Here is a 26,521-nt window from a genome sequence, read left to right as displayed (position 1 = left end):
TTTATACGATTTTAATATTTTGATGAAATTTTTAAAAATAGAAAAAATTTATTAATCTTATTTTAAGCTAACTTCATTATTCTAATAATATCAAAGCTCAGTACAGTACACCTTTTGGCCACATTCTCCAGATGTGGCCTTTTTTTATTAGCAATAAATATAGCTTAGAATGAATTAATTTTTTAAGAGAAATAAGATTTAATCTTCTTCCATGGCATTACTATAAAATTTAACACCTAGTTTAATTCGGTCTCGACCATTACTCATACGCCAACGATTGGTGTCACGTAAAGAATATACACAGCCACAATATTCCTGCTGGTAGAATTCTTCTCGCTTACTAATTTCAATCATTCGACTAGAGCCACCATTTTTGCGCCAGTTATAATCCCAATATTGAATATCTGGATAATTGGATGCTGCTCGAATTCCGCAGTCATTAATTTGAGCCATATTTTTCCAACGGGAAATTCCTAACGAACTACTGATGAGACTAAAGCCATGTTCATGTGCATACAGGGCAGTTCGCTCGAAACGCATATCGAAACACATGGTACAACGAATACCGCGTTCTGGTTCATCTTCCATACCTTTAGCTCGAGCAAACCAATTATCCGTGTCATAATCTGCATCGATAAATGGAATATTATGCTTTTCTGCAAAACGAATATTTTCTTCCTTGCGGATGAGATATTCTTTTACTGGATGAATATTAGGATTATAAAAAAATATAGAAAATTTAATTCCGGAATCAATTAATGCTTCCATGACTTCTCCTGAACAAGGAGCACAACAAGAATGAAGTAATAATTGATCATGTCCAGATGGGAGTTTTAATTTTAAACGTTGAGTTGACATAATAAAAAATTAAATTGCAATTCTAATAATTATATATTTTTATTTTGTATAATGAGAAATGAATTATTTTCAATTAAACATGAAATTCATTTAATATTTAAAATACTTTATTACTGTATTGAATATTAAATTAAGTATAATGAAATATGTGAATTATTAAAATTAATTATGAAATCATATTTAAATTTACTAACTAAAACACTATATAATTGGTTGAAATATATATAGATTTAATATTTTTAAAAATAATAATATTAAAAATTATATAGGTAAGTAATTGATGTTTATAAATATAATTTGAAATTTTTATATTTTTATTGTGATATGTGTCACAATAAAACCTTATTTTTTCAATTGAAATATTTCTTTAGATTTGTAGCCTTAATAAATCTATACTATAAAATCAATGTGTTTTTAAACTTAAGCGTGTGATAATTTGAGATATGAAAGATTGGCAATGTAAGTATTGTAATGGTTACATTATGGTTAATCATTCAAAGATCAGCGTAGGAGAAAAAGTTTACTTTTTGGTATATAAATTTGATGCAAAGAATGAACGGAAAAAATTATATAAAAAGGGAATTGTAGTTGCTCGCTACGATAATATACTTCACATTGAGTCACGTAAAAAAACTTATAAAATCGAACAAGCGAAGGTCTATCCTCTAGGAGCACCAATGCCTTTTGTTTACAACATGTTTTGGATTTGTGGGTGTCCATGTACTCTACAAAATTAATTTCTTAACTTTAAATATCAGCAATCCATTTTATAGATTTAAATGAGTTAATAATCTCATCCAATTTAACTGCTTAGGTTTTATATAAGACCGATAAGTTCAGTAAATGTTTTTTGCAGTTAAAGCGGTTGGATGATTTATTTGACAAAACGAATAGGCTCTCTTATAAACCTCGAGTAAAGTTGAGGTCAATCATGATAAGTGAAAATAAAAAAGCTGACCCTAGTCGAGTTTTGACTGTGGGTGAAGTTGCAAAAAGGAGTGGGGTTCCTGTCTCGACCCTACATTTTTATGAGGCGAAAGGGCTGATCAAAAGTATAAGAACCAATGGTAATCAGCGCCGCTTTCCATTAATCGTTTTAAGATATATTGCGATTATTAAAGTTGCTCAAAGAGTTGGAATTTCTTTAGATGAAATTAAAGCAGCACTTAGCGCCTATCCTATGGGAAGCAAATTAACAGCCAAGCAATGGAAAGAATTATCAAGCCATTGGCGAAAAGATCTAGATGAGCGTATTCAAAAATTAACTAGACTACGTGATGAAATGGACTGGTGTATTGGCTGTGGTTGCTTGTCACTCGAGCAATGTCCTTTAAGAAATCCTGATGACGTATTAGCGAAAGAAGGAGCTGGACCACGAATTTTAGAGAGGCCTTAATTACAATATTTAATAATTTTTTTAGGACAGAATATTTTAAATTCCAATCAATTAAAGAGCAGTTAATATAATTCTAAGAGAGTTTTTTATTGTAAAGAAGTCACATGAAACATGAATTTTTTTGATATCTTTAGTTTTTTTATTAAGAAGCAAAAATTTATGAAAAAAATTATCTTTCTTGGTTTAGCGCTCGTTTCGTTAACGGCTTGTTCATCTGTACAACATAAAGATTCAACTCCACCAAAAATTGGTTCACCAAACCCCGCTAGTCAATATTGTGTTGAACAAGGCGGGAAATTAGAAATTAGAAATGAAGCAAATGGGCAGGTTGGGTATTGTCACTTACCAAATGGCCAAGTCGTCGAAGAATGGAAATTATTCCGTGATAACCAAGCGAACTGTGTAGCAGAAGAAGCTCAAAAATTGGTAGGTCAATCTGGCCTGACTGATGATCAAATTAAGCAAAAGACTAAATCAGAAATTGTGCGTAAAGTAGCTCCAGGTCAACCTATGACTATGGATTATCGTACAAACCGAGTTACAGTTACTATTGATCCTGCAACTAAGAAAATTACTCAGGCAACCTGTGGTTAATTCGTATAATTAAGTTTGCTAAATCAAATCTTAAAGTAAAAAAGCCTGCTGAAATGTGGGCTTTTTTATTAATTAATAAAAAAAGCCTCTAGCGGACTAGAGGCATAAAAACATCAGATGCAAGAACAGGTGAATTATGCATCTGAGTTAAGTAGGTTGTATCAAACCATGTAAAGCACTTTACCAGTAAAAATGAATAAAAATAGGGAGGTGCGACTAATGGCTAATGTTCTGTGGTTGTTTTTTAGTCGGCTTAAATGAGTAAATCGGACTGTAATTTATAACAGTCCATATATATGATGGATTTTTTAACCTCTAGATTAATTTTTGATTTGTGTAGAAAATTTTCATTTTTTGGTCTTTAGCTGTTACTCAAAGTTTATTTTTTAGTGAGAACGATAACGCATAAAAAAATTAAGATTAAACCTAAATAACTACTCAATGTTAGGCTTTCACCTACTAATAGCACTGCTAATAAAGTGGCTACTGGAATTTCAACGAGTGCTAAAGTCATGGCCTGACTCGCAGGAATACGTTTTAATCCAAAGCTAAAAAATAGATAACCTAAAAACATAGGTACGATCGGAATATAAAGTGCTACCCAAAGATTTGTTGGATAATCAAATAGGTGAGTTGCTGTAATAAATAATGTAGGTAATAAAAGAACGGCCGAGATACCAAAAATCACGCCCATCGCAGCTCTTGAGTCGACACCTTCATGAATTAAATTTTTCATAATCCATGAATATGTTGCATAACTCAGGCTAGAGAGTAAGCCAAAAAATACGCCTAAAAGACGTTCTGACTGAATCCCTTGATGATGATGACTATGTTCACCTGAATATGAGAGTAGAACCACTCCTAAAAAACCTAAAATAAAACTAATAAGCCATTTTAAAGAGAGTTTACGTTTATCTAATAACCATTCGAGCATGACCGAAAACAAGGGGGCACAGCCAATTGAAATGACGGTACCGATAGAAACACCAGCTAGCGAGACAGATGAATAAAATGCGAAAGGGCACAGAATAGAGACAATTACAGCAATAAAAACTTTCGTTTTATAGTCAAAAAGCTTTCGGTAATCTTTCTTAATTGCTTTTAAACTTAAAAATGTATGAATTAACCCTCCGAAACCTACAGATATAGTGGCAATCACTACTGGACTAATACCTTTTGCAAAAGACGCAGCAGTACCTGCAGTACCCCATAAAAATGCCGCAAATAGTACAGATAAGAAACCCGTATAATAAGTTAGGGAAAATTTTGTTTCTGTTGGCACGTTCATATGGAGTGACTCAAACTTTAAAAGTTTTATGCAGCACAATTTCTACAAGATAAGAATGATTAATCTTGTAAAGAATAAGTTAGCTGAATGGGTAGGAACTTTTTGACGACCGTCCGTCTCAAGGCAACAGTATATGCAAATCACAGAATTTTGCTGAAGAATTTATCATTTAATTTAATGGAAAAATCTACTATTTGAAAAATAGTAAATTCAGTATTGATTGTGTTGTTTTTAGGCAGTGAGCCATTTATTTTCAGTGCTTTATAGACGGCTTAATGATAATTTTAGAACTATCCGAAAGGACACAATAATGACGAACATACGAATAATAATGAATCGAAGGTAGGACCACGTGTTTATTAGTGTATTTGATCTTTTTAAAATAGGCATCGGCCCATCTAGCTCCCATACAGTTGGACCAATGCGAGCGGCATACAGTTTTGTGGATGATTTATTGAAGCAAAACAATTTACAAGCAACGGTAAGAGTTCAGGTGAAGTTATACGGTTCGCTGTCGGCAACCGGTGTCGGTCATGCGACAGACAAGGCAGTACTGTTAGGCTTAATGGGCTTTGACCCTGAACATATTGATACTCAAGTAAGCACAAGCTTGATTGAAGATGTACTTGAAAATAAAGCTATCCAGCTTAATCAGCAAAAGACTATTTCTTTTGATTATAAGCATGATGTGCTTTTTTTAGATGAATCTTTGCCTTATCACCCCAACGCAATGGAACTGATTGCGTATAACGGGGCTCAAGAAATTTTATATGCAGAAACTTACTATTCGGTTGGTGGTGGCTTTATTGTCAGTGAAAGACAATTAACACACACCCAAACTGAAACCAACGACGTTAAAGTTCCATATCCATTTCATAGCGCGGCTGAACTTTTAAGCTTATGTAGAACTCATCATTTATCAGTGAGTGAGTTAATGCTTGAAAACGAAAAAAGCTGGCGTAGTGAAAGTGAGATTCGCAGTAAAATTATGGAAATCTGGAAAGTGATGCAGCAATGTATTCACAACGGATTAATTAATGAAGGCATATTACCGGGCGGATTAAACGTAAAACGTCGGGCTAAAAAAATTCACGATAAGTTATTAAATAAGAAAAACTCTAACCTGATTGTGACAACTTTTCATGCTATGGAATGGGTTAATTTATTTGCCTTGGCGGTCAATGAAGAAAATGCTGCCGGCGGTCGAGTCGTAACAGCCCCTACAAATGGTGCTGCTGGAATTATTCCGGCAGTTTTATATTACTACGTGACTTTCTCTAAAGACTTTTCCGAAGACAAAGTGGTTCGTTTCTTTTTAAGTGCGGCAGCCGTCGGCATTTTATGTAAACTCAATGCTTCTATTTCTGGTGCAGAAGTGGGATGTCAGGGCGAAGTCGGCTCAGCATGTGCGATGGCTTCGGCAGGTTTAGCTGAAATTTTAGGAGCTTCACCTGAGCAAGTGGAGCATGCGGCTGAAATTGGGCTTGAACATAACTTGGGTTTAACGTGTGATCCGATTGGTGGTTTGGTTCAGGTGCCTTGCATTGAACGAAATGCGATTGCGGCTGTAAAAGCGATTAATGCAGCACAAATGGCACTTCATGATGAAGGAGAGCATTTTGTGACATTAGATAAAGTGATTCAGACCATGAAGGAAACAGGCAAAGATATGTCTGAAAAATATAAAGAGACGTCAAAAGGTGGCCTCGCTGTTAACGCAATTGAGTGCTAAAAAAAATGAGATGGGGACGAGGTGACCCCATCTCATTTTAAACATTAAGCCTCGCGAGCAACTAAGGTTAAAATGTCGTAAGTTGCGACAAGTTCACCACGTTGGTTTTTGACTTTAATATCCCACACGACAACGCCATGCGCAGGCTGAGACGGATCTTTTTGTGGTTTAGGCGTTTTTTGTTTACAGGTGAGTTCAACCTGAATTGAGTCACCAATTTTAACGGGTTCAACAAAACGTAAGTTGTCCATACCGTAGTTGGCAATCACAGGACCTTGTGCTGCATCTACAAATAGACCTGCTGCCGCAGACACAATGAAATAGCCGTGTGCAACGCGCTCACCAAAGAAAGACTCGGCCGCTGCGATTTTGTCGGTATGTGCGTAGAAGTAGTCACCGCTTAAACAAGCGAAATTGACAATATCAGCTTCAGTCACTGTACGACGCGCCGTTAATAAACGTTCACCAATCACTAACTCATCAAATGACTTTTTAAATGGATGTACGCGGTCTTCGTTAACTTTCGAACCAGCAGTCCATGAGTGGGTAATTTGAGTCAGGCTGTTTGGAGAACCTTGAATTGCAGTGCGCTGCATGTAGTGTTTAACGGCACGAATACCACCTAACTCTTCACCGCCACCTGCACGGCCAGGTCCGCCGTGTACTAAATGCGGAAGTGGAGAACCATGACCTGTACTTTCTTTTGCAGACTCTGCATCGAGTACATGCACACGGCCATGCCAAGGCGCAATTTTTTGAATAATTTGTTCAATATTCTCATCGTTATTTTTAACGACTGAAGCCACTAAGCTACCTTCACCACGTGAAACAAGATCGCTAAGCTCTTCAATGCTTTGATATGGCATGAGTGTACATACCGGACCGAAAGCTTCTGTAGTATGGACATTCATCGCTTGTAAAGGCTGTTCGCAGAGCAATAAAGTTGGAGCGAAAAAAGCACCTTTTTCAGGATGGTCTGCATTAAATGTAAAACTATCATTGCCACCAAAAACAATTTTTGCATCTTTGCTAAGCTCGGCAACTTTTTCTGCAACGTCACGTTTTTGTTTAATACTGGCTAAAGCGCCCATGGTGGTTTCTTCTTTTTGAGGGTCACCCACCACAACTTTAGCAAGTTTGGCAGTGAGTTTCTCTTGCACAGTTGCTAATAAATTTTCAGGAACGAAAGCACGACGAATTGCAGTACATTTTTGACCTGCTTTTGTGGTCATTTCACGGAAGACTTCACGCACAAATAAATCTACAGTTTCTTCATTTGCTTCAGGGCTTAAAATTGCGCTGTTTACCGAGTCGGCTTCCATGCTAAATGGAATCGAATATTTATTGAGGTGAGGGTGGTTACGTAGTTTTTGACCTGTGTAGGCAGAACCTGTAAACGTAACGCAGTCTTGTGGGCCTAACTGTTCTAACAGGTCATAAGTCTGACCGCAAATGAGTTGTAGCGAACCTTTTGGTAATACATGTGCTTCTTCAATGGCTTTTACAACAGCTTGAGTTAATTGAGAGCCATCAGTTGCAGGTTTAACAATACATGGCACACCTGCAAGTAGCGTCGGTGCAATCTTTTCAAGCATTCCCCAAATTGGGAAGTTAAAAGCGTTAATGTGAACGGCAACACCTGCTTTAGGGCTTAAAATGTGTTTAGCGCCGAAAGTCCCATTTTTAGATAACTGAATCCAGCTATCTTCAGTAATAATTTTTTCATCATTGAGTTCACGGCGAACCAGACTTGAATAAGCAAATAATGTTTGGATGCCACCTTCAATATCAATCCATGCGTCTTTACGAGTTGCACCTGTTGCATAAGCAAGTTTGTAAAACTCTTCCTTACGTTCCAATAAATATTGGGCAATTTGTTTTAAGGCATTAGCGCGTTGATGAAACGTCCAGTTAGCCAGTTCTGAACCATTTTGTTTGGCATATTGAACAACACGTTTCATATCAATGCCATGACTACTTACGGCATAAATCGGTTCACCCGTAATGGCATGGTAAACAGGACGTAGTTCTTCGCCCGTCGAATGCCATGTTCCATAGACATAAGAAGCAAGGTGAGGCAGTTGATGCTCAGACTGCTGAAAATCTGTGTCAGTTGAGGTTCCTTCTAGGTGTGCTTGTTCAAGCATGACCAAACTCCTTTTTTATGTGATACATCAATTATAAAAATTGCAAAAATATGATTCATAATTTCAGATTAATTTGTCAAAAAGTCAACTTTATTTTCATTTGTAAAAGTAAAAAGGTTTTTTACAATTGATTTATATTTAATAATTTCAAATATTTAATTTCGAATTATTGGTTGTATTTAATTTGATACTAAAAAAGTGATTGACTTTGTTTTTAGTGTATCGAAAAATAGATTCAAGGGTGATACCTACAGGGAATGAAAGAATGGAAAACAACTACCAGAAATTTGAACAAAATATTGCCAATGAAATTACGATCGAGGCTAAGGATCAAATGCCCGATGCCTATCGCAAAACATTGATTCGTCAAATCGGGCAACATGGACATTCTGAAATTGTAGGTATGTTGCCTGAAGGGAACTGGATTACTCGTGCGCCAACTTTAAAACGTAAAGCAGTTTTATTGGCGAAGGTACAAGATGAAGCGGGTCATGGTTTGTATTTGTATAGCGCAGCAGAAACCTTAGGTGCTGACCGTGATGACATGATGGAAAAATTGATTGATGGGAAAATGAAATACTCATCAATCTTTAACTACCCAACTTTGACTTGGGCAGATGTTGCTGCAATTGGTTGGCTTGTCGATGGGGCAGCCATTGTGAACCAAGTTGCACTTTGCCGTACCTCTTACGGACCATATGCACGTGCAATGGTACGTATCTGTAAAGAAGAGAGTTTCCACCAACGCCAAGGTTTTGAAGCCATGATGGCTTTGGCAAACGGTACACCAGAACAAAAGCAGATGGCACAAGATGCAGTAAATCGCTACTGGTGGCCAGCACTCATGATGTTTGGCCCAAGTGATGAGCATTCTCCAAACAGCGCACAAAGCATGGCATGGAAAATCAAACGTTTTAGTAACGATGAATTACGTCAAAAGTTTGTTGATAACACTGTGCCACAAGTTTTGCAGCTTGGCTTAGAAGTGCCGGACCCAGATTTAAAATTGAATGAAGAAACAGGCCACTATGAGTTTGGCGAGATCGACTGGCACGAATTTAATGAAGTAATTGCCGGACGTGGACCATGTAATCACGAGCGTATCGAAGCACGCCGTAAAGCATGGGAAAACGGCAAATGGGTTCGTGATGCAGCAGTGGTCTACGCGAAAAAGCAGCAGCTTGAAGCAAACAAAGTGGCTTAACAAGATTTATGGAAAAATTTGAGGAAATCAAAATGGAAGATAAAAACTACTGGTCGCTCTACGAAGTATTTGTACGTAGTAAACAAGGCTTAAGCCACCGTCATGTAGGCAGCTTAAGAGCACCTGATGATGAAATCGCACTGCAACATGCGCGTGATGTTTACACGCGCCGTAACGAAGGAATTAGCATTTGGGTGGTTCGTTCTGAACTGATTAAATCTTCACAGCCAGATGAAAAAGCTGAATTTTTCGATCCTTCTCTAGACAAGGTTTATCGTCATCCGACTTTTTACCATATCCCAGATGGCATTGAGCACATGTAAGGGGAATGGCATATGAATCAGTCAGTTTTATCTAAATTCTTATTACATATTGGCGACAGTCAACTGGTTTTATCGCAGCGTTTGGCTGAGTGGTGCGGGCATGCACCTGAGCTTGAAATTGATATTGCTTTAGCCAATATCGGTTTGGACTTATTGGGTCAAGCAAGAAACTTTCTGACTTTGGCTGGTCAATATGATGAAGCTCAACGTGATGAAGATCAGCTTGCGTATTTCCGTACTGAGCGTGAGTTTTTAAACCTATTGTTGTGTGAACAACCGAATGGTGATTTTGCGCAAACGATTGTACGCCAGTGGTTGATGGATCATTACCATCTTCATTTATTTACGGCTTTAACGCAAAGCTCACTTCCTGAAGTAAGTGCACTTGCTGTGAAATCTTTAAAAGAAGTGAAATATCACATCCGTTTTTCGACAAGCTGGATGGAGCGTTTAAGTTTAAGCACAGATGAAGCACATCAACGTGTACAAGATGGATTAAATAATTTATGGCGCTTTACTGCTGAGTTATTTGAACTGAGTGCAGACGAAAAAGCACTAGTTGCAGAAGGCGTGATTCCAGATTTTTCAAATGAAAAAGAACAATGGAACCAAACCATTGCGAATGAGCTTAAGCGCTTTGAATTAAATGTTGCTGTGAACGGTGCTTATCGCCGTGGTGCGAAACAAGGATTGCATACCGAGCATTTAGGTTATTTGTTGGCTGAAATGCAAAGTATTCAAAGAACTTATCCGGGCATGACCTGGTAAGACAAGGAGGTGAGCCATGCAAATGATTCGTCATTGCATCGACCAATGTTGGGATGTTCTACAAACGGTAAGTGACCCTGAAATTCCAGTTTTATCGGTTGTCGATTTAGGCATGATTCGTGGTGTAGAGATTAACGATCAACAAGAAATTATTGTTCGTCTAACTCCGACATATAGCGGTTGCCCAGCAACAGATATGCTCAAAGCACAAATTGTTGAGGCATTTACCGCAGAAGCTTTGACACCGGTCAAAGTTATGGTCGATTTGTCAGAAGCATGGACCACGGACTGGATGTCTGAAGCTGGTAAAAAGAAACTGCAAGTTTATGGTATCGCACCACCTGAAGGGTTGGCGCATCAGTGTGGAACTCATGTTCATTTAAATGATGGTGTCGAGTGTCCACGTTGTAAAAGCCGACATACCCGACTGTTAACAGAGTTTAGTTCTACCGCCTGTAAAGCACTTTATAAATGTCAGGACTGTCTTGAGCCTTTTGATTACTTCAAATGTATTTAAGTCTTTAGATAAGGAAATCAGCCATGAGCCAATTTGTACCATTAAAAGTAAAAAGTATTACGCCTCAAACCGATCAGGCAATTTGTATTGCATTTGACGTTGTACCTGAACAACAAGAACAATTTCAATTTCAACCGGGTCAACACTTAACCATTCGCCATTTAACCGAAGCTGGTGAAATCCGCCGTTGTTATTCAATTTGTAGCTATGCAGGCAAAGAAGACATCAGTATTGCGGTTAAAAAAATTGATCAGGGTCAATTTTCAAACTGGGCAAATGACCATTTGAAAGTGGGTGATGTGCTTGAAGTCATGCCACCACAAGGCGTGTTTTTTCAAAAAGCAGCCAAGATCGGTGGACAAAACTATTTAGGCGTTGCTGCGGGCAGTGGTATCACTCCAATTTTATCAATTGTTAAGCAAGTCTTGTTTGAACAACCTGAAGCTAAATTTACGTTGCTCTATGGCAATCGCTCATGGAAACAAACCATGTTTGCCGAGCAAATTATGGATTTGAAAGATCAGTTTAAAGAACGCTTTCAACTCATCAATATCTTTTCTCGTGAGTTCAACGACAGTGAACTAATGAATGGTCGTATTGATGAAGAAAAGCTAAAACAACTTTTTAATTTTGATGTGCTTGAAACGAGTTTTGATCATGTGTTCGCCTGTGGTCCAGACGAAATGATGAATGCTGTAGAAAGTACCTTGCCGAACTTTGGTATTGCAAAAGAGCGAATTCATACCGAACGTTTCCATACGGGACAAGCGCGTAAACGTAGTGTTGAGGCTGATGCAAATCGTAAAGAAGAAAAGGTCAACATCATTTTAGATGGCCGTGAGCTGATTGTTTCTGTGGCTCAAGATGATGAAAGTATTCTTGATGCAGCTTTACGCGCAGGTGCTGACTTACCGTATGCCTGTAAAGGTGGGGTGTGTGCGACCTGTCGTTGTAAGGTGCTTTCTGGCGAAGTCGACATGTTCCTTAACTACAGTCTTGAAGAAGATGAAGTTGAAAAGGGCTATGTGCTGAGCTGTCAGACCTTACCAAAAGGCTCAAATGTTCGTTTGAGTTTTGATGAATAGAGGCCGCCATGCAAGAGTTAATCAAAGCCAGCACAGCAACTGACGGTGTTTTGTTATTAACCCTAAACCGTCCAGAAAAAAGAAATGCCTTAAACAATGCAACATTGCAGTGTTTATGCGAGTTGCTCGAAGAAGCTGAACATAATGCTCAAGTCAAAGCGGTGGTTTTAACAGGTAACGCTCAGTGCTTTGCAGCTGGAGCAGATCTTAGTGAGTTGGCTGCAATGGACGCCGTGTCTTTGCAACTCGATATTCGCCCGAAGCTTTGGCAAAAAATTGATGCGTTTAGTAAGCCACTGATTACCGCAGTGAATGGCTATGCCTTAGGCGCTGGGTTTGAGTTAGTTTTGCATTCAGATATGGTCGTTTGTGGTGAGAATGCCCGTTTTGCATTACCTGAAATTACCTTGGGTATGTTGCCGGGTGCAGGCGGAACACAGCGTTTAGCGCGCTTGGTAGGGCAACAGCTCACCATGCGCTGGGCCATGACAGGTGAGATGATTTCGGCAAAACAGGCAGAGCAACACGGTATTTGTAGTCAAGTGGTGCCGACTGAATTAACCGTTGAATATGCGGTTCAACTTGCAGCCAAAATTGCCAAACAAGCGCCTTTAGCGATTCGCGTAATTAAACAATCAATTAAAAGTATTCATGAAACGACTTTAAGTCAGGGACTCAAGTTTGAACGTCAAAACTTTGTCTGGCTGGCGGCTACAAAAGATCGAAACGAAGGGATTAATGCTTTCTTTGAGAAAAGAAAGCCAGTGTTTAGAGGTGAGTGATGGACTATCAAAATATTATTGCTGAAGAAAAAAATGGTGTTGGCTACCTGACATTTAACCGCCCAAAAGCACTGAATAGCTTTAACGTTGATATGCACCGTGAAGTGGCTGAGGTTTTAAACCTGTGGACTAAAAATCCGGATGTTCGTTGTGTTGTAATTAGTGGCGAAGGTCGAGGCTTTTGTGCAGGGCAAGATTTAGGCGATCGTGTAGTTGACCCAAATGCAGAAGCTCCAGATTTAGGATATTCCATTGAAACTTACTATAACCCGCTCATTAAAACGATTGTAAATATGCCAAAGCCTGTGATTTGCGCCGTAAATGGTGTGGCAGCAGGTGCAGGGGCAAATATTGCACTGGCATGTGATTTGGTGATTGCAGCTAAATCGGCAAACTTCGTACAAGCATTTTGCCGCTTAGGTTTGGTCCCAGACTCGGCTGGTACATGGTTTTTACCACGTGCTGTAGGCCATGCGCGTGCGATGGGCTTAACTTTGTTAGGTGACAAATTGCCAGCAGAAACCGCAAAAGAATGGGGCATGATTTGGGATGTGGTTGAAGACGCTGAGCTTAAAACAAAGGTGACTGAACTTGCGGAACGTTTAGCGAAACAGCCTACTTTTGGTCTATCTCTCATTAAAAAAGCCATTCATCAATCAAGCAATAACACCTTTGATGAGCAAGTGCTGTTAGAGCGAGATTTTCAACGTATTGCGGGTCGTTCAGAAGACTATCGTGAAGGTGTACAAGCCTTTATGAATAAACGTGAACCAAATTTTAAAGGGCGCTAAGCATGACAGATTTAGACTTATCTCGTGCCCGAATTGCCGTCATTGGTTCTGGAACCATGGGCATCGGCATTGCTCAGTTAGCCATCGTCAATGGGCATTCGACCGTTTTGTATGATCTGGACGCTCAAAAAGCGCAACAAGCCGTTCACGGCTTAGGGCAGACGTTTAAAAAGCTGGTTGAAAAGAGCAAGCTTACACAACAGCAAGCTGATGAAGCCTTAGCGCGTTTAACGGTGGTCAATCAAGTTGAAACCTTACGTGATGCTGACTTGGTCATTGAAGCCGTTGTTGAGAAAAAAGAAGTTAAACAGTCTTTATTTAAACAACTCGCTGAAATCTGCAGTGCGCAAACCATTTTTGCAAGCAATACATCTTCAATTTCAGTGACCGCAATTTCGGCTGGCATTGCTCACCCTGAGCGCGTGGTAGGTTTACACTTTTTTAACCCCGCGCCAGTCATGAAACTGGTTGAAATTGTACAAGGATTAAAAACACCAAACAGCTTATGTTTGGCTTTAAAAAACTTGATGCTCAGCTGGAAAAAAATTCCGGTACTCACCAAGTCGACTCCCGGGTTTATTGTTAACCGAATTGCACGTCCGTTTTATGCAGAAGGCTTTAGAGCACTGCAAGAACAAGTCACCAGCTACGACCAGTTAGACTATGCCTTAAAGCAGTGTGGCGGTTTTGCGATGGGGCCGTGTGAACTTACTGACCTCATTGGGCAAGATGTTAACTTTTCGGTGACGCAAAGCGTGTATCAAGAGTTCTTTTATGAGCCACGCTACCGTCCAAGCCTGATTCAAAAAGAATTGGTCGATGCGGGTGCTTGGGGCCGTAAGTCAAAACAGGGCTTTTATCGCTATAACGAAAAAAATCAGTACGAGACTTTTCAACCTCAAGCTGTGACTGTCAAACCAGTTGATGCCTATATTCAGCTCAAAGGGACTTGGTCTCAGCTACCTGCTTTTTTAACGCGTTTAGGTTTAAAAAGCGGATCTGAGAGTGACGACAATATTCTTCAAATAGATGATATCGACTTACGCTTAAGCCAAGGTGAGTCTGCCAATATTCATTACTTAAGCCGTAAAGTGGTTTTGATGGATTGGCACCATGATTTTGAGCAGGCGCAAGCTTTAGTACTCAGTCATAACGAACTTTGTGAAGCAAGTGACCTCGCTAAAGTTGAAGCTTACTTTGCACAATTTGGCATCAGCGTGATGTGGATTAAAGACCATCCGGCACTGTTAACCTTACGCACCATCGCTTTACTGATTAATGAAGCCTGCGAAGCAAGTTTACACGGTGTTGCGAGTCTGGAAGATATTGATAATGCCATGAAATATGGAGTGAATTATCCTAAAGGTCCTTACCAGTGGTTGACACAAATGGGCGGTGCTTATGTGCTCCAAACCTTAAATAACTTATATGCACTGTATGGAGAGGAAAAATATCGCGCGAGTATCTACCTCAAGCAATATGTAGCGAAAACCCAAAACATTGCTACTCAATATTCACGTGATATGACCGAATTTGCATAATCAGGAGTCAACATGGAAGACGTTTTAATTTGCGATTTTATTCGTACCCCAATTGGACGATATGCAGGTGCCCTAAGTGCTGTACGTGCAGATGATTTAGCTGCATTGCCCATCAAATATTTAAAAGATAAACACCCGAACTTACCGTGGAATACAGTAGACGAAGTGTTTTTAGGATGTGCTAACCAAGCAGGTGAAGACAACCGTAACGTTGCACGTATGGCAACCCTCTTGGCAGGCTTGCCTGATACAGTTCCGGCGATGACAGTTAATCGTTTATGTGCCTCTGGTTTAGATGCGGTAGGCCTTGCTGCACGTTCAATTAAAGCAGGTGAAGCGCAGTTTGTGTTGGCAGGTGGTGTTGAGTCGATGAGCCGTGCGCCATTTGTACAAGCTAAACTAACTGAAGCCTTTAGCCGTACTCCTGAAATTTATGACACCACTATTGGCTGGCGCTTTGTAAATAAGCAACTTAAAGCGCAATACGGCACTGACAGCATGCCGGAAACTGCCGAAAATGTAGCTGAAAAATATCAAATTAGTCGTGAAGACCAAGATGCTTTTGCATTACGTAGCCAACAAAAAACGGCTGCTGCCCAACAAAACGGTTTCTTTAACGATGAGATTTTGCCTGTCGAGATTGTAGATCGTAAGAAAAACGTGGTTGTGGTGAACCGCGATGAACATCCGCGTGAAACGACACTTGAAGCACTCGCAAAACTAAAAGCGCCATTTAGAAAAGAAGGTGGTTCAGTGACTGCCGGAAATGCCTCTGGTGTAAATGATGGTGCCGCGTGTGTGCTCATTACCAACCGTGAATTTGCAGATACCCATGGTTTAAAACCTTTAGCACGTGTAATTGGCATTGCAAGTGCAGGGGTTGAACCCAAATATATGGGTATAGGTCCTGTTCCTGCGGTGCAGAAAATTTTAAAGCAAACAGGTTTAAGGCTAGATCAGATGGATGTGATTGAGCTGAATGAAGCATTCGCAGCCCAATCTTTAGCTTGTATGCGTGAACTTGGTCTAAAAGATGACGATGAACGCGTGAACCCAAATGGTGGGGCGATTGCGTTAGGACATCCGTTAGGCATGAGTGGTACACGTTTAGTGATTACCGCAACACGTGAGCTAAAAAAACGAGGTGGACGCTATGCACTGTGCACGATGTGTGTGGGTGTTGGACAAGGTGTCGCACTGATTTTGGAAAATTTAAATTAATTCAGACGGTTTTTAAAATTACATAATGAGGAGAGAGGCGATGGACAGCCTTACAACGGATAATGTTGAACAATTAACACTTGCAGAGCTTAGAGAGCTGCAAACTAAACGGTTAAAACAAACCCTGACTTTTGTATATGAAAATAGTCCGGTCTATAAGAAAAAGTTCGATGAAGCAGGTGTACATCCTGATGACTTCGTGACTTTAGACGATCTGGCGAAGTTTCCATTTACGACTAAACAGGATTTAAGAGACAACTATCCTTTTGGGATGTTTGCTGTACCGCAAGAGCAGATTGTGCGTTTACATGCGTCATCAGGCACAACAGGTAAACCGACCGTGGTGGGTTATACCCAAAAAGATATTAACACTTGGTCGGACATAGTTGCGCGTTGCTTACGCATGGCAGGTTTAACCGCGAAAGATATGGTTCAGGTGGCTTATGGCTATGGACTGTTTACTGGTGGTCTAGGTGCACATTATGGTGCCGAGCGCCTAGGTGCGACGGTTATTCCAATGTCTGGCGGCCAAACTGAAAAGCAAGTTCAGCTCATTCAAGACTTTAAACCGACTGCAATTATGGTTACGCCATCATATTGCGTGAGCATTATTGAAAAGCTAGAACAGCAATTTGGCACTGCGCGTAATACGTCTTTAAAAGTCGGTATTTTTGGTGCCGAGCCATGGACCAACGAGCTGCGCCGTGAAATTGAAGAACGTCTTAATATTAAAGCACTCGATATTTATGGTTTGTCTGAGGTGATGGGGCCGGGCGTTGCGATGCAGTGTTTAGGTGAGGGCGAGGGATTAACGATTTGGGAAGATCATTTCTACCCAGAAATTATTAACCCTGAAACAGGTGAAGTCTGTAAAGATGGCGAACTTGGCGAATTAGTCTTTACCACTATTACCAAAGAAGGTTTACCGATTATTCGTTACCGTACCCGTGATTTGACCCGTTTGCTCGCTGGTGAAAATCTGGCGATGCGCAAAATGGATAAAATTGTGGGTCGTAGTGACGACATGCTGATTATTCGCGGCGTGAACGTTTTCCCAACTCAAATTGAAGAGCAAATTTTGCAAGTTCCACATTTAGTTCCAAATTATGAAATTTTGGTGACTAAAAAAGGACATATGGATACTTTGCATATTCGTACAGAGATGTGTCATAACTGTACTATACAGGCCAATCAACTTGCTCAGGAGTTGATGAAACGCATTAAAACCATGATTGGGATTAGCGTTACTGTAGAAGTTGTGACAGAAGCGACCTTACCTCGTTCGGAAGGTAAGGCAAAGCGGGTAATCGATATGCGTCAGATTGCTTAACATCAAGATCATTCAGGGTATAGAATCTATACCCTGAAACTAAACGCCAAGACATGAGTATGAGTGCAAAAATACAGCAAATAATTGATTCTGTTGTAAAGAATGAAACCTTAAGTGGAACTTCGCTTATTTCGACAATTTTTGGAGATTCAGTACTTCATCGGGGTGGAAACATTAGTCTTGCGAGCCTGATTCAGTTATTAGAGCTATTTGGTTTTAATGACCGTGCTGTAAGAACCTCTGTTTTTCGTTTAGTTAAAAATGATTGGTTATGTTCGGACAAAATTGGCAGAACCAGTTTTTATCGAATTACCGATTCAAGCCGTTCGACGTATTTGCAGGCCGAGCAACGTATTTATAACGACCAGATGAAAGAGTGGGATCATTATTGGGATCTTATTCTGATGTCTAGTCTCGACACTGAAAATAAAGCGTTGCTAAAGAAAGAACTCGAATGGTTAGGATTTGCCAATATTTCGACAAACTTAATGGCTTATCCGGGTTGTAACCGTATTGAACTGCAACGCTTGTTGGTGGACTTAAATATGAGTGAGCAAGTGGTGGTGTTTAAAGCCGAAACTTTGCAGCTCTTTAATAATTCGGTCGATACCATTGGTCGTATGCTTAGAACCAACTGGCCAATTGATGAATTACGCCAAAGATATTTACAGTTTCTCGATATTTTTAGAGAAATTGGCGTGTTGTTGATGCAGGAAAACGAACAACTCGAACCTGTTCAGGCTTTTCAAATTCGAACTTTGCTGATTCATTATTATCGACGGATTTTATTGAAAGACCCTGCATTACCACTTGAGTTGTTGCCAACTGACTGGCCTGCAATTAGTGCACGAACTTTATCAATGAATATTTATAAAAAAGTATTTGAACCTGCGGATGAATACTTCTTGTCTGTTGCCGCAACAGCAGAAGGACCAATGCCAAATGCCACAGCACATTATTGGCGCCGTTTCGGAGGTTTGGTGGCGACAAATGAGAGGTTAAATCATGCCTTGTTATAGTATTGACGGTGTTATTCCAGTCGTCAGCCCAGACGCTTTTGTACACCCAACTGCTGTTTTAATTGGTGATGTGATTATTGAAGCGGGCGTATATGTGGGGCCATTTGCTTCATTGCGTGCCGATTTTGGTCGTATCCATATTAAGCAAAATGCCAATATACAAGATAGCTGCACCGTACATGGCTTTCCGCAAAGCGTGACGTTAGTTGAGGAAATGGGGCACATTGGGCATGGGGCAATTTTGCATGGCTGCCGCATTGGTAAAAATGTTTTGGTCGGCATGAACAGCGTAATTTTGGACTATGCCGAAATTGGTGAAAACACCATTATTGGTGCAAATAGTCTGGTCAAAACTAAAGACATTATCCCGGCAAATGTATTGGCAATGGGAAGTCCTGCCAAGATTGCACGTGATTTATCAGAACAAGAAAAAAAATGGAAAACCAGAGGCACGCAAGAATACATTGAGCTTGCACAGCGCTGCTTAAACTCAATGCAAGAAGTTCAGCCTTTAAGCTCAGAGTTGAATGACCGCCTGACCTATAAAGACTTTAGTTCTTCAAACTATCAAATTAAACAAGATAGTGTTTAACGGCTTTTAATAAGTCGAATTCAATACACATAGGTTTATAACACTTAAGGAATACTCGCACGAGTAGGGAGACGTTTGTGCAAAAAATGGAAACTACCGCGGTTGATCAATTCGCAGAGCTATTGGGTGTTGAAGTGCTGCATCGCAGTTTTGATGAAGCGCGTTGTCAGCTTAATGTAAAAGACGAACACATGAATGCCTTAGGCGGCGTACATGGTGGAGTCATATTTTCTTTAGCCGATATCGCTTTTGCGATGGCATGTAATGCAGGGGATGCGCCATATACAGGCCTACAGGCGGATATTCGCTATATGAGTGGTGCGAAAGATAGGGTTTTATTTGCAACGGCAACCAAGGTCGGCAGTAGTAAAAAATTTGCGCATTATGAAGTGGTGATAACAGACGGTTTGAATAATAGAGTCGCGTTATTTACATCTACGTGTTACAGACTTGCGCCGTGATATGCGATTTTTTGCTGGTTAGAGACTTAAATATAACTAGCCAGTACAGAACCAACTCTCGAAGTTTCCATCTTTATCATAAATTTTGTGAGCTAATGCATAAGGGCACTCTATTAAGAAGTACCATCCTATGTAATTATTTTCCTCATCCATCTTATTGATAGCATCACTGCCGATCCAGACTTGCTTTAACTGCTTAATTTGTTCTTCTGCTGATCCAGTTAGCAGTTCTCCATCTCTAGATGGGTCTTCAAAGTTCAAATTATAAAATAGAGAAATATCACCAGTGTCTAACAAACTTTTTAAAGCCATGAAGAATGCTGTATCTTGGTCATATTCGAGCATAATCGTTGGGTAAATTTCTTTGAGAAAGTTACCTGATAAATAGAATAAATCATCTAAACCTTCCTTAAATTCATATTCATGGAAGGTTTTTAGAATTAATTCTAGTTGATTCATTAAAATTTATGCTCCGTATCTAAACGGCCTATCGTTAGTAGGCTGCTTTTATCTTATGTAATACCCATTGTCTTAATAGGTATATTCATTACCGAATCATGTCTTCTATCCAAGTTTTAAAATTAGGATAAGAACTTTGAGCATCGTTTAAAATTTCAGTAACTGATCTAGAATTAGATTTAGAATTCTGTTTTGCAAAAGTCAGAAAAACATTATTAATTTGAGTGTTAGCTTCAGGATATTCGATAGATTCAAATGGGCCATGATTCTGTGACAACAACCAAAGATAATCATTAAAATCTTTCGCTACAACTCCCATTTCTCCTTCTGATCCTAAGAATACAATTGGTTGATCTAATATATTTTTGTCTTTATTAACTATCCAAAAAGCAGCACACCCACCTGTACCATCTTGGCCAAAAACTAATAACGTACTAGCATCAGCTTGAGGATTTCCAGTCCAAGCTGTTAACCATTCAGTTGTTTCTTCGGGTGATAAGAAATCTTGGTATGGCTCAAAATCAATGCCATCTCCATCAGCATAATCAAAATCTAGTTGGTGTAACTTCTTAAGTAGATCTGGAAATTGAGTCATAAGTTCTCTATTCATTATTTTAAAGAGTTTCTAAAATTATATACCTTATATGAAATTTATCAGTTCAATAAGTAAAAACCTGAGTGTTTCTAATTGGCTGATAGACCAGATTGTATCTAAATTGCCGCATTAAATCTTTTGAAAGTGGTTGAGGTTGTTGTATTTGCATCATCAAAAGCTGTAAAAACTGTCCATGACTAAACACAGCCAAATTCTTTTGGACATAATTATCACTCAATGCCTTTAACTTTTCATGAAAAGCTTGAACTCGCATATATAGATCTTCAAAAGACTCCGCGTCATCTGCATCTTTATGCTGATAATCCATTTTCTCCCAATATGCTTTTACCCAAGCTTTACGGTCATCCATATTGGTATTGGCACACTTATGTTCAGACAAATAGCTAAACTCATGCAAATGTTCATTTACTTCAAAATTGAGATTATATTTTTCTAAGAGTGGGGCGGCGGTTTGATGTGTACGCAAATATTGAGACACAATCACATGATCAATTTTAGGCAGTTTTGAACACAGTGCTTGAGCTTGTTTATGCCCATTTTCACTTAAAGCAATTGAAGCATGTGAAAGGGTTTTTCCATTGATATTGGCTTCACTTTCAGCATGTCTGATCAGAAAAATACTCATATTAAATCCGTTTTGATAAAACTAAATCCTGACTTTCATTGTAAAAAGTTAAGGTATAGCTTTTTAAAATTTTCCTATTCGAACTTATGCAAAATTTTCCTGAAACTGGAACTTTCCATTCAGAGTCGACATTGCTTACCAAGCCAATCCACGCATGTCCATTAAAAGTAAATACTCGTTCATTTTCTATATGAAAGTTTTCGAAATAAATGGCATCACACCAAAACTTGTCGATCTTATCAAAATCTTTTTTTGAAAACTTCCAACAACTTAAAATTGAAAAGTTACTTTCAAACCATTCATCTTTGTAGTTGTGCTGAATATAGTTATGAATGGCCTCTGCCGTAAGTTTCTCTAATTGTAGAACTCTTTGTTGAATGCGCCTTTTACTCGAATAAATGAACTTTATGTTTTTTTCTTCTTGGTATTCATTTCTTTCCATAGTTTTAGATATGATCTATTGGCTTGACTAAAGTTAGTATATTAAACCTACTATAAAACATCTAAGTATATTTATATTGAAAAGTTTTTCTCAGACAGACTTTTTTATTTTTTATACTTCAGATAACGCCCATTGTGTTAAATAGAAGAATTTATGATTCTAAATGAATGTGTAAAAAATAAAATTTCCCCTTATTTTCCCAAAAAAATTGATAATTTGGGCCGCCTTCATCAGGACTATTAGGGACAATTTTAGAACAACCTAAGATTTCATAACTATTTGTAGTAATTTCAAAATTTAAAGTACATAAGTGTTCTTTCAGGAATTTGGCACTTAAGCTCGCTGGAGATTCATTTAAAATCATATCTAATTGATTTATTAGACCATTAGTTTGTATTACTAATTCATGGATAGATATTTCTTTAAACTCTGTATTAACAATCCATTCTCTAAATGAATAGTCTGCCCTTGTTTCTTTATTAAGAATACATGCAAGTAACTCATTAATATTGTCTACATAGTAAAACAAATCCAAGCAAAAAAATTGAATATAGCTTGCTTGTTCAGTATGAATATACAAATGTAAAAAATCATCTCCATAGTAAATAGGATTTTTTACTTCTGTTATCTTACTTATTTGGAAGTCTAATTTTTTCATATTGAATAAGTTAGATTATTTAAAATCAACATAATACACCTTATACGCAATCTTTCTACTTCAAATAAAAAATCTCATCAGCAGGCTGTTTTTATTTCCCCACTTAACAATAACTCCCTCATTATTTAGCCTTGCTTTTCTAATGATTTAATTTAAAACAAATGGCATTTTGCGTGCTTGACTGCAATAAGGTTGGGCACTATTCTTTGCCTGCTGGCCACATTGCCAGACGGTCGTCGCGGACCGTGATGAAAGATCGCATCAGAGTTATTCCTTCTGAGGGATAGTCTTATGCGTGAACTCCTCGTCTCCTCCCGTTGCGGTAGGACGGGAGAGGGACACCTTCGGGTGTGCTGGTTATATCTTTCACCAGTCCGCGAACCCTTTCTCGTTCTGCCACCATAATTTTAATGTCGGCAGAACTCCCAATAAAAAGGAGTTGGCTTTGCACATCCATTATTTCTTGGCTCTCAATGCCAAAAGCTATAACGACACAGCTTAAAAATTAAAGCAGCTTGATTGCCCTAAGGTTTTCAGGCTTAAAGTCATTTTTACTTAAAACTCAGCAATAACAAACTTGAGATGTGCCATGCATAGTCTTTACGGCTTTGCTATGCCTTTTTTTCTCCCCAAAAAGTGTCTCGCCTAGAAACAACAAGAATTTATAACGGTAAAACTATGCCAAATTTAGTGCTTTCTTCCCGTGCCATACAAGTCATTAATCAGTCGATTGATTTATTTCACCATCGTGGCTTTCATACGGTTGGGGTGGATCGAATCGTCAAAGAATGTGAAATTACCAAAGCGACTTTTTATAACTTCTTTCATTCAAAAGAGCGGTTTATTGAAATCTGTTTGATCGTACAAAAGGAACGTTTAAAAGAAAAAGTGATTTCAATTGCTGAGTACGACCAAGGCACAAATGCGATCGATAAACTCAAAAAGCTTTATTTTTTACACACCGATGTAGAAGGGCTGTACTTTCTATTATTTAAAGCCATTTTTGAAACGAAACTGATCTATCCAAACACCTATCAAATCGCGGTGAGATATCGAACATGGCTAATGAATGAAATCTATAGCCAGCTTATAAAACTAAACACCGATGCGACTTTTCAAGACGCCAAACTGTTTATATATATGATTGAAGGCGCAATCATTCAGCTTTTAGAGTCAAATCAAGTGGATGAGAGAGAAAAGGTGTTGGATTGTTTTTTTGTAGGATTCGTTTAAGACATATACATAAATAAGGGCTTACAGGCTGATATTCGCTATATGAGTGGTGCTAAAAATAATGTGTTATTTGCAACGGCAAGGCGTATTAACCCGTCTTGTCGTTACCACTATGAGCCGCGATGAACATTTTAACCGCCGCTCGACAATAGGATTCGATTTCATGATCGTCCGTTGCCCGTGCCTCATCAAAACGCGCAATCATTAACAGATCACATCCTTTAAAAAGCGCGGCAAACATTCGAGCCGATTGAAAACGATCAGGCACATTCAAAGTTCCTTTTTTATGCAATTGAAGTAGTAAGGTTTCAATTTGGGCTATAACGTGGGTAGGGCCTGCATCGTAATGGAGCTTGCTTAATGTCTTTTGGTTTGTCTTATCGGCTACGATCATCGCTTCGACACTACGAACGTCAGAACTTAATAACGTATGCAGTAGAGATGATCCCACCGTCATGAGCTGTTTTTCGGCTGAACCTTTGAGTCCTTTAAAAAGAGTCTGCATAGTGAATCTTTCACAACGGGCTGCAATGACTGCATCGAAAAGTGCTTCTTTATTCTTAAAGTTTCGATAAATGGTAATTTTAGAAATCTTTGCACGCTGAGCGACCTTTTCCATTGTTGCCGCGTGAAAACCCAATTTGTCAAAGAGCTCATATGCTGCATCAATTATCGTTTGGCTAAGTGCCTGATTGGCAGGCCGACCGCGCTGAACCTGTTTGTTTTTTGCCATAATAATGATAGTCCTTGGTAGTTTCCTAATTTAATTAATTGAGATAATTCTAAGTCTTGAGAACAGGGTGAAGCAGTTCAGAAGATTTATGTAAACTTTTAAAAGCTTTATTAAATAGAGGCCTACTTATTTTTTATAAAGTTTGCTAAACAAGACACTAGACCAAATGTCAAAGCACTTAGTCCCAAAATCTGAAAGAAAGTTGATAGGCTAACGTTAAAATGTAATACAGCAATACTTCCAATAAAGGCGGCAATAATCATTCTAATGGTGCCAGCGATAAGAGGGCCTAAAAGTCGCTTCGAGCCTTGACCTGCAAAGTACAGTGCCATCCCAATCCCTATTGCTCCATAAAAAGGTGCCACATACTGTAAATAGGTTATTCCAGTTTGTATAACTGCTTGATCACTACTAAAAATTCCGAGCCATAGAGAGGGAAAAATGCTAAAGAAAAGACCTATTGAGCCCGTGATTAGAAAACTAATAAAAACTCCAACCCATGTTATATGTTGTGCTCTTTGAAATTGTCCAGCGCCATAATTAATCCCTACCATGGTCATAATGGCTGAGCCAATACCAAACATAAGTGGAATCTGTATATAGTCCAAGCGAGAAGCAATACCGTACCCAGCAATTGCATCAGATCCAAATTGACCAACTAAAGTGGTAATGATGATTACAGTTAAATTAACTTGAATGACACCAATTGCAGATAGTGAGCCAATACCAAGAATCTCTTTGAAAAAATGTAGGTTAAGGGGGCTAATAGATAATCTGATGATGCTATGCGTTGCACGCATATGCCTAATGAGATATACGATAGCGAAAACATAATAACTTAAGACCGCTAGTCCAGCGCCAGCGACGCCAAATGAGGGAATGAATCCCCAACCAAAAATTAAAAGAGGAGAGATAGGTAAAAGCAGAACACCACCTAGAAGTGTTATGCGAGCTGGGGTTTTTGTATCACCCGCACCACGTAATGAGGCGGAGAGGAGTGCTACAGCCCATATGAGAGGTGAACCTAGAAAAATAATATTGGAATATTTTAGAGCAGCATCTAAAGCTAAGCCCGTAACACCCATTAAGTGGTAGATCGTGGGGGCAGCGATAAGCATAACAATACTAAAAATTCCTCCCAAAAGACCCGCAAGAATGACGCCATGCCAGACGAGGGATTGCACATCTTCTAATCGACCTGCTCCAGAAGCTCGTGCAACTGCTGAAGAGAGTCCTCCGCCAAATCCGCCATTTGCTAACATTTGCATAAGCATAAGAATTGGAAAAACAACGGCGACACCTGCCATTACTTGGGTTCCTAATGAGCTTACAAAATAAGTTTCTAGCAATCCAATCAATGTCTGTACGAAAAGAACAGTTATCGTGGGTAACGCCAGTTTCAACATTGTTTGAGTAATTGGCCCATTTAAAATCGCTTGATTTAAATCTTGTGCTTTTAATGTCTGGCGTATTGATTGTTCCTGCATAGTCTAAGTTCGCTCTAGAAGTGTCTGGTCAAGGATATTTCTATCTCTGTAACAGGATCGATTTTAAAAATCTTGAGGTTGCCAACCACCACCTAGTGATTTGTAAACTGCTACAGCTGCAAGGGCTGAATCAGTTTGTGCTTGAAGTTTTCTATCTGAAAATTGCAAAGCCTTAGCTAAGACTGGTAAGACAACGAGAGTTTGAGACAACATATTTACCAAGTGGTTTGAACAATTGTTGTTTGTGACTATTTTGTCATATGGTCACAAATTGTCAATAATAAATAGGTAGATTTAAGCTGTCATTTTCAAAAAAAGGGCTAAATAAAAAAATATGAATCTGGATTTTTAATTAGAAATTTATTGAGAAATAAGAAAGCAAAAAAGTATTACATAAAGTAATGCGATAATTATTCAATTTTTTGATTTTAATATACAAAATATAATTTATGAAGCACTCAGTGAAATTTGTATAGTGGTCAAACTTTATTTATATCCATTACTTTTGCAGTACAGACTTAAGCATCCACACTGATGTAATAATGTTACTCTCTAATCTTGTGTTAAGAAGTTTATCGCCTTAATAGGATTGTGACTATTATTTAATTTGGTTACATTT

Annotated in this window: 29 protein-coding genes and 1 pseudogene; 19 read left to right on the top strand and 11 right to left on the bottom strand. The window is 38.8% G+C overall.

The window, feature by feature from the left end; translation table 11 throughout:
* Positions 1 to 198: 198 nt before the first annotated feature.
* Positions 199 to 858, bottom strand: coding sequence for an epoxyqueuosine reductase QueH (locus HLV59_RS11790; RefSeq protein ID WP_079748333.1), 660 nt, complete (start codon positions 856 to 858; stop codon positions 199 to 201).
* Positions 859 to 1,301: 443 nt separating this feature from the next.
* On the opposite strand from HLV59_RS11790, the gene HLV59_RS11785 reads away from it, so the two are divergent.
* The 3 genes from HLV59_RS11785 (at position 1,302) to HLV59_RS11775 (ending at position 2,848) form a co-directional block, all read left to right on the top strand.
* A complete protein-coding gene (locus tag HLV59_RS11785; RefSeq protein ID WP_016141447.1) occupies positions 1,302 to 1,595 on the top strand; it encodes a hypothetical protein in 294 nt (97 codons plus the stop codon).
* Between the two features lie 194 nt (positions 1,596 to 1,789).
* Positions 1,790 to 2,254 (top strand): redox-sensitive transcriptional activator SoxR, encoded by a 465-nt coding sequence (gene soxR / locus HLV59_RS11780; protein WP_061875064.1) that lies wholly within the window; start codon positions 1,790 to 1,792, stop codon positions 2,252 to 2,254.
* Between the two features lie 159 nt (positions 2,255 to 2,413).
* Positions 2,414 to 2,848, top strand: a complete 435-nt coding sequence (locus HLV59_RS11775; RefSeq protein WP_016144864.1) for an I78 family peptidase inhibitor — start codon at positions 2,414 to 2,416, stop codon at positions 2,846 to 2,848.
* A 379-nt stretch (positions 2,849 to 3,227) separates the two neighbouring features.
* Here the strand turns inward: HLV59_RS11775 and HLV59_RS11770 are convergent, their stop codons facing one another.
* Complete coding sequence (locus HLV59_RS11770) at positions 3,228 to 4,136, bottom strand: DMT family transporter (protein WP_171430023.1); 909 nt, start codon at positions 4,134 to 4,136, stop codon at positions 3,228 to 3,230.
* Positions 4,137 to 4,488: 352 nt separating this feature from the next.
* Here HLV59_RS11770 and HLV59_RS11765 point away from each other — a divergent pair, with 352 nt between their 5' ends.
* The gene (locus HLV59_RS11765; protein ID WP_016144866.1) at positions 4,489 to 5,868 is read left to right on the top strand and encodes an L-serine ammonia-lyase; all 1,380 of its coding nucleotides are present in this window, start codon (positions 4,489 to 4,491) and stop codon (positions 5,866 to 5,868) included.
* 44 nt (positions 5,869 to 5,912) lie between these two features.
* Here the strand turns inward: HLV59_RS11765 and paaZ are convergent, their stop codons facing one another.
* Entirely contained in the window at positions 5,913 to 8,015 is a 2,103-nt protein-coding gene (gene paaZ, locus HLV59_RS11760; protein WP_171430022.1) for a phenylacetic acid degradation bifunctional protein PaaZ, read from the bottom strand.
* Between the two features lie 265 nt (positions 8,016 to 8,280).
* Here paaZ and paaA point away from each other — a divergent pair, with 265 nt between their 5' ends.
* The 13 genes from paaA to HLV59_RS11695 all read left to right on the top strand — a co-directional run bounded on the left by paaA (position 8,281) and on the right by HLV59_RS11695 (position 19,649).
* A complete protein-coding gene (gene paaA, locus HLV59_RS11755; protein WP_016141440.1) occupies positions 8,281 to 9,219 on the top strand; it encodes a 1,2-phenylacetyl-CoA epoxidase subunit PaaA in 939 nt (312 codons plus the stop codon).
* A 32-nt stretch (positions 9,220 to 9,251) separates the two neighbouring features.
* Positions 9,252 to 9,542 carry a 1,2-phenylacetyl-CoA epoxidase subunit PaaB gene (gene paaB / locus HLV59_RS11750; RefSeq protein WP_216606718.1) on the top strand — a complete coding sequence of 97 codons (291 nt, stop codon included), beginning with the start codon at positions 9,252 to 9,254 and terminating at the stop codon, positions 9,540 to 9,542.
* Between the two features lie 12 nt (positions 9,543 to 9,554).
* Entirely contained in the window at positions 9,555 to 10,310 is a 756-nt protein-coding gene (gene paaC, locus HLV59_RS11745; protein ID WP_171430020.1) for a 1,2-phenylacetyl-CoA epoxidase subunit PaaC, read from the top strand.
* A 16-nt stretch (positions 10,311 to 10,326) separates the two neighbouring features.
* The gene (paaD, locus tag HLV59_RS11740; protein ID WP_001177938.1) at positions 10,327 to 10,827 is read left to right on the top strand and encodes a 1,2-phenylacetyl-CoA epoxidase subunit PaaD; all 501 of its coding nucleotides are present in this window, start codon (positions 10,327 to 10,329) and stop codon (positions 10,825 to 10,827) included.
* Between the two features lie 23 nt (positions 10,828 to 10,850).
* Positions 10,851 to 11,912 (top strand): 1,2-phenylacetyl-CoA epoxidase subunit PaaE, encoded by a 1,062-nt coding sequence (gene paaE / locus HLV59_RS11735; protein ID WP_016144869.1) that lies wholly within the window; start codon positions 10,851 to 10,853, stop codon positions 11,910 to 11,912.
* An 8-nt stretch (positions 11,913 to 11,920) separates the two neighbouring features.
* Positions 11,921 to 12,694: an enoyl-CoA hydratase-related protein gene (locus tag HLV59_RS11730; protein ID WP_171430019.1), complete on the top strand. Its 774-nt coding sequence runs from the start codon at positions 11,921 to 11,923 to the stop codon at positions 12,692 to 12,694.
* Complete coding sequence (gene paaG, locus HLV59_RS11725; RefSeq protein ID WP_062849655.1) at positions 12,694 to 13,485, top strand: 2-(1,2-epoxy-1,2-dihydrophenyl)acetyl-CoA isomerase PaaG; 792 nt, start codon at positions 12,694 to 12,696, stop codon at positions 13,483 to 13,485. The genes HLV59_RS11730 and paaG overlap by 1 nt, the downstream gene beginning before the upstream one ends.
* 2 nt (positions 13,486 to 13,487) lie before the next feature.
* Positions 13,488 to 15,026 (top strand): 3-hydroxyacyl-CoA dehydrogenase, encoded by a 1,539-nt coding sequence (locus HLV59_RS11720; RefSeq protein WP_125739701.1) that lies wholly within the window; start codon positions 13,488 to 13,490, stop codon positions 15,024 to 15,026.
* A gap of 12 nt (positions 15,027 to 15,038) precedes the next feature.
* The gene (gene pcaF / locus HLV59_RS11715; RefSeq protein WP_171430018.1) at positions 15,039 to 16,247 is read left to right on the top strand and encodes a 3-oxoadipyl-CoA thiolase; all 1,209 of its coding nucleotides are present in this window, start codon (positions 15,039 to 15,041) and stop codon (positions 16,245 to 16,247) included.
* A 40-nt stretch (positions 16,248 to 16,287) separates the two neighbouring features.
* A complete protein-coding gene (gene paaK, locus HLV59_RS11710) occupies positions 16,288 to 17,577 on the top strand; it encodes a phenylacetate--CoA ligase PaaK (protein WP_017481515.1) in 1,290 nt (429 codons plus the stop codon).
* Positions 17,578 to 17,630: 53 nt separating this feature from the next.
* Complete coding sequence (gene paaX / locus HLV59_RS11705; protein ID WP_000062822.1) at positions 17,631 to 18,596, top strand: phenylacetic acid degradation operon negative regulatory protein PaaX; 966 nt, start codon at positions 17,631 to 17,633, stop codon at positions 18,594 to 18,596.
* Positions 18,583 to 19,188 carry a DapH/DapD/GlmU-related protein gene (locus HLV59_RS11700; protein WP_171430017.1) on the top strand — a complete coding sequence of 202 codons (606 nt, stop codon included), beginning with the start codon at positions 18,583 to 18,585 and terminating at the stop codon, positions 19,186 to 19,188. Before paaX ends, HLV59_RS11700 begins: the two co-directional genes overlap by 14 nt.
* A gap of 77 nt (positions 19,189 to 19,265) precedes the next feature.
* Positions 19,266 to 19,649, top strand: a complete 384-nt coding sequence (locus HLV59_RS11695) for a PaaI family thioesterase (RefSeq protein WP_171430016.1) — start codon at positions 19,266 to 19,268, stop codon at positions 19,647 to 19,649.
* Between the two features lie 36 nt (positions 19,650 to 19,685).
* Here the strand turns inward: HLV59_RS11695 and HLV59_RS11690 are convergent, their stop codons facing one another.
* The 5 genes from HLV59_RS11690 to HLV59_RS11670 all read right to left on the bottom strand — a co-directional run bounded on the left by HLV59_RS11690 (position 19,686) and on the right by HLV59_RS11670 (position 22,449).
* Positions 19,686 to 20,108, bottom strand: coding sequence for a hypothetical protein (locus tag HLV59_RS11690; protein WP_171430015.1), 423 nt, complete (start codon positions 20,106 to 20,108; stop codon positions 19,686 to 19,688).
* Positions 20,109 to 20,196: 88 nt separating this feature from the next.
* The gene (locus HLV59_RS11685) at positions 20,197 to 20,703 is read right to left on the bottom strand and encodes an SMI1/KNR4 family protein (RefSeq protein WP_171430014.1); all 507 of its coding nucleotides are present in this window, start codon (positions 20,701 to 20,703) and stop codon (positions 20,197 to 20,199) included.
* A 64-nt stretch (positions 20,704 to 20,767) separates the two neighbouring features.
* Positions 20,768 to 21,349 carry a histidine phosphatase family protein gene (locus tag HLV59_RS11680; protein ID WP_171430013.1) on the bottom strand — a complete coding sequence of 194 codons (582 nt, stop codon included), beginning with the start codon at positions 21,347 to 21,349 and terminating at the stop codon, positions 20,768 to 20,770.
* 1 nt (position 21,350) lies between these two features.
* Complete coding sequence (locus tag HLV59_RS11675; RefSeq protein WP_171430012.1) at positions 21,351 to 21,791, bottom strand: hypothetical protein; 441 nt, start codon at positions 21,789 to 21,791, stop codon at positions 21,351 to 21,353.
* 151 nt (positions 21,792 to 21,942) lie between these two features.
* Positions 21,943 to 22,449, bottom strand: a complete 507-nt coding sequence (locus HLV59_RS11670) for a hypothetical protein (RefSeq protein ID WP_171251286.1) — start codon at positions 22,447 to 22,449, stop codon at positions 21,943 to 21,945.
* Positions 22,450 to 23,127: 678 nt separating this feature from the next.
* Here HLV59_RS11670 and HLV59_RS11665 point away from each other — a divergent pair.
* Together HLV59_RS11665 and HLV59_RS18680 are read left to right on the top strand one after the other, a co-directional pair.
* The gene (locus tag HLV59_RS11665; RefSeq protein ID WP_171430011.1) at positions 23,128 to 23,682 is read left to right on the top strand and encodes a TetR/AcrR family transcriptional regulator; all 555 of its coding nucleotides are present in this window, start codon (positions 23,128 to 23,130) and stop codon (positions 23,680 to 23,682) included.
* A gap of 18 nt (positions 23,683 to 23,700) precedes the next feature.
* Positions 23,701 to 23,799: pseudogene (locus tag HLV59_RS18680) on the top strand (PaaI family thioesterase); the annotation flags it as partial.
* Here HLV59_RS18680 and HLV59_RS11660 read toward each other — a convergent pair.
* From HLV59_RS11660 to HLV59_RS11650, 3 genes are all read right to left on the bottom strand, one after another.
* Positions 23,771 to 24,415, bottom strand: a complete 645-nt coding sequence (locus HLV59_RS11660) for a TetR/AcrR family transcriptional regulator (RefSeq protein WP_171430010.1) — start codon at positions 24,413 to 24,415, stop codon at positions 23,771 to 23,773. The pseudogene HLV59_RS18680 and the gene HLV59_RS11660 sit on opposite strands and share 29 nt — an antisense overlap.
* 122 nt (positions 24,416 to 24,537) lie before the next feature.
* Positions 24,538 to 25,902: an MATE family efflux transporter gene (locus tag HLV59_RS11655; protein ID WP_171430009.1), complete on the bottom strand. Its 1,365-nt coding sequence runs from the start codon at positions 25,900 to 25,902 to the stop codon at positions 24,538 to 24,540.
* A 63-nt stretch (positions 25,903 to 25,965) separates the two neighbouring features.
* On the bottom strand, positions 25,966 to 26,115 hold the full coding sequence (locus HLV59_RS11650) for a hypothetical protein (protein ID WP_155859216.1): 150 nt from the start codon (positions 26,113 to 26,115) through the stop codon (positions 25,966 to 25,968).
* Between the last annotated feature and the right edge of the window lie 406 nt (positions 26,116 to 26,521).

The sequence above is a fragment of the Acinetobacter lactucae genome, from assembly GCF_013122135.1.
GTDB lineage: Bacteria > Pseudomonadota > Gammaproteobacteria > Pseudomonadales > Moraxellaceae > Acinetobacter > Acinetobacter lactucae.
Note: the sequence above shows the minus strand (reverse complement) of the source record. Positions and strands in the feature narration are given on the sequence as shown.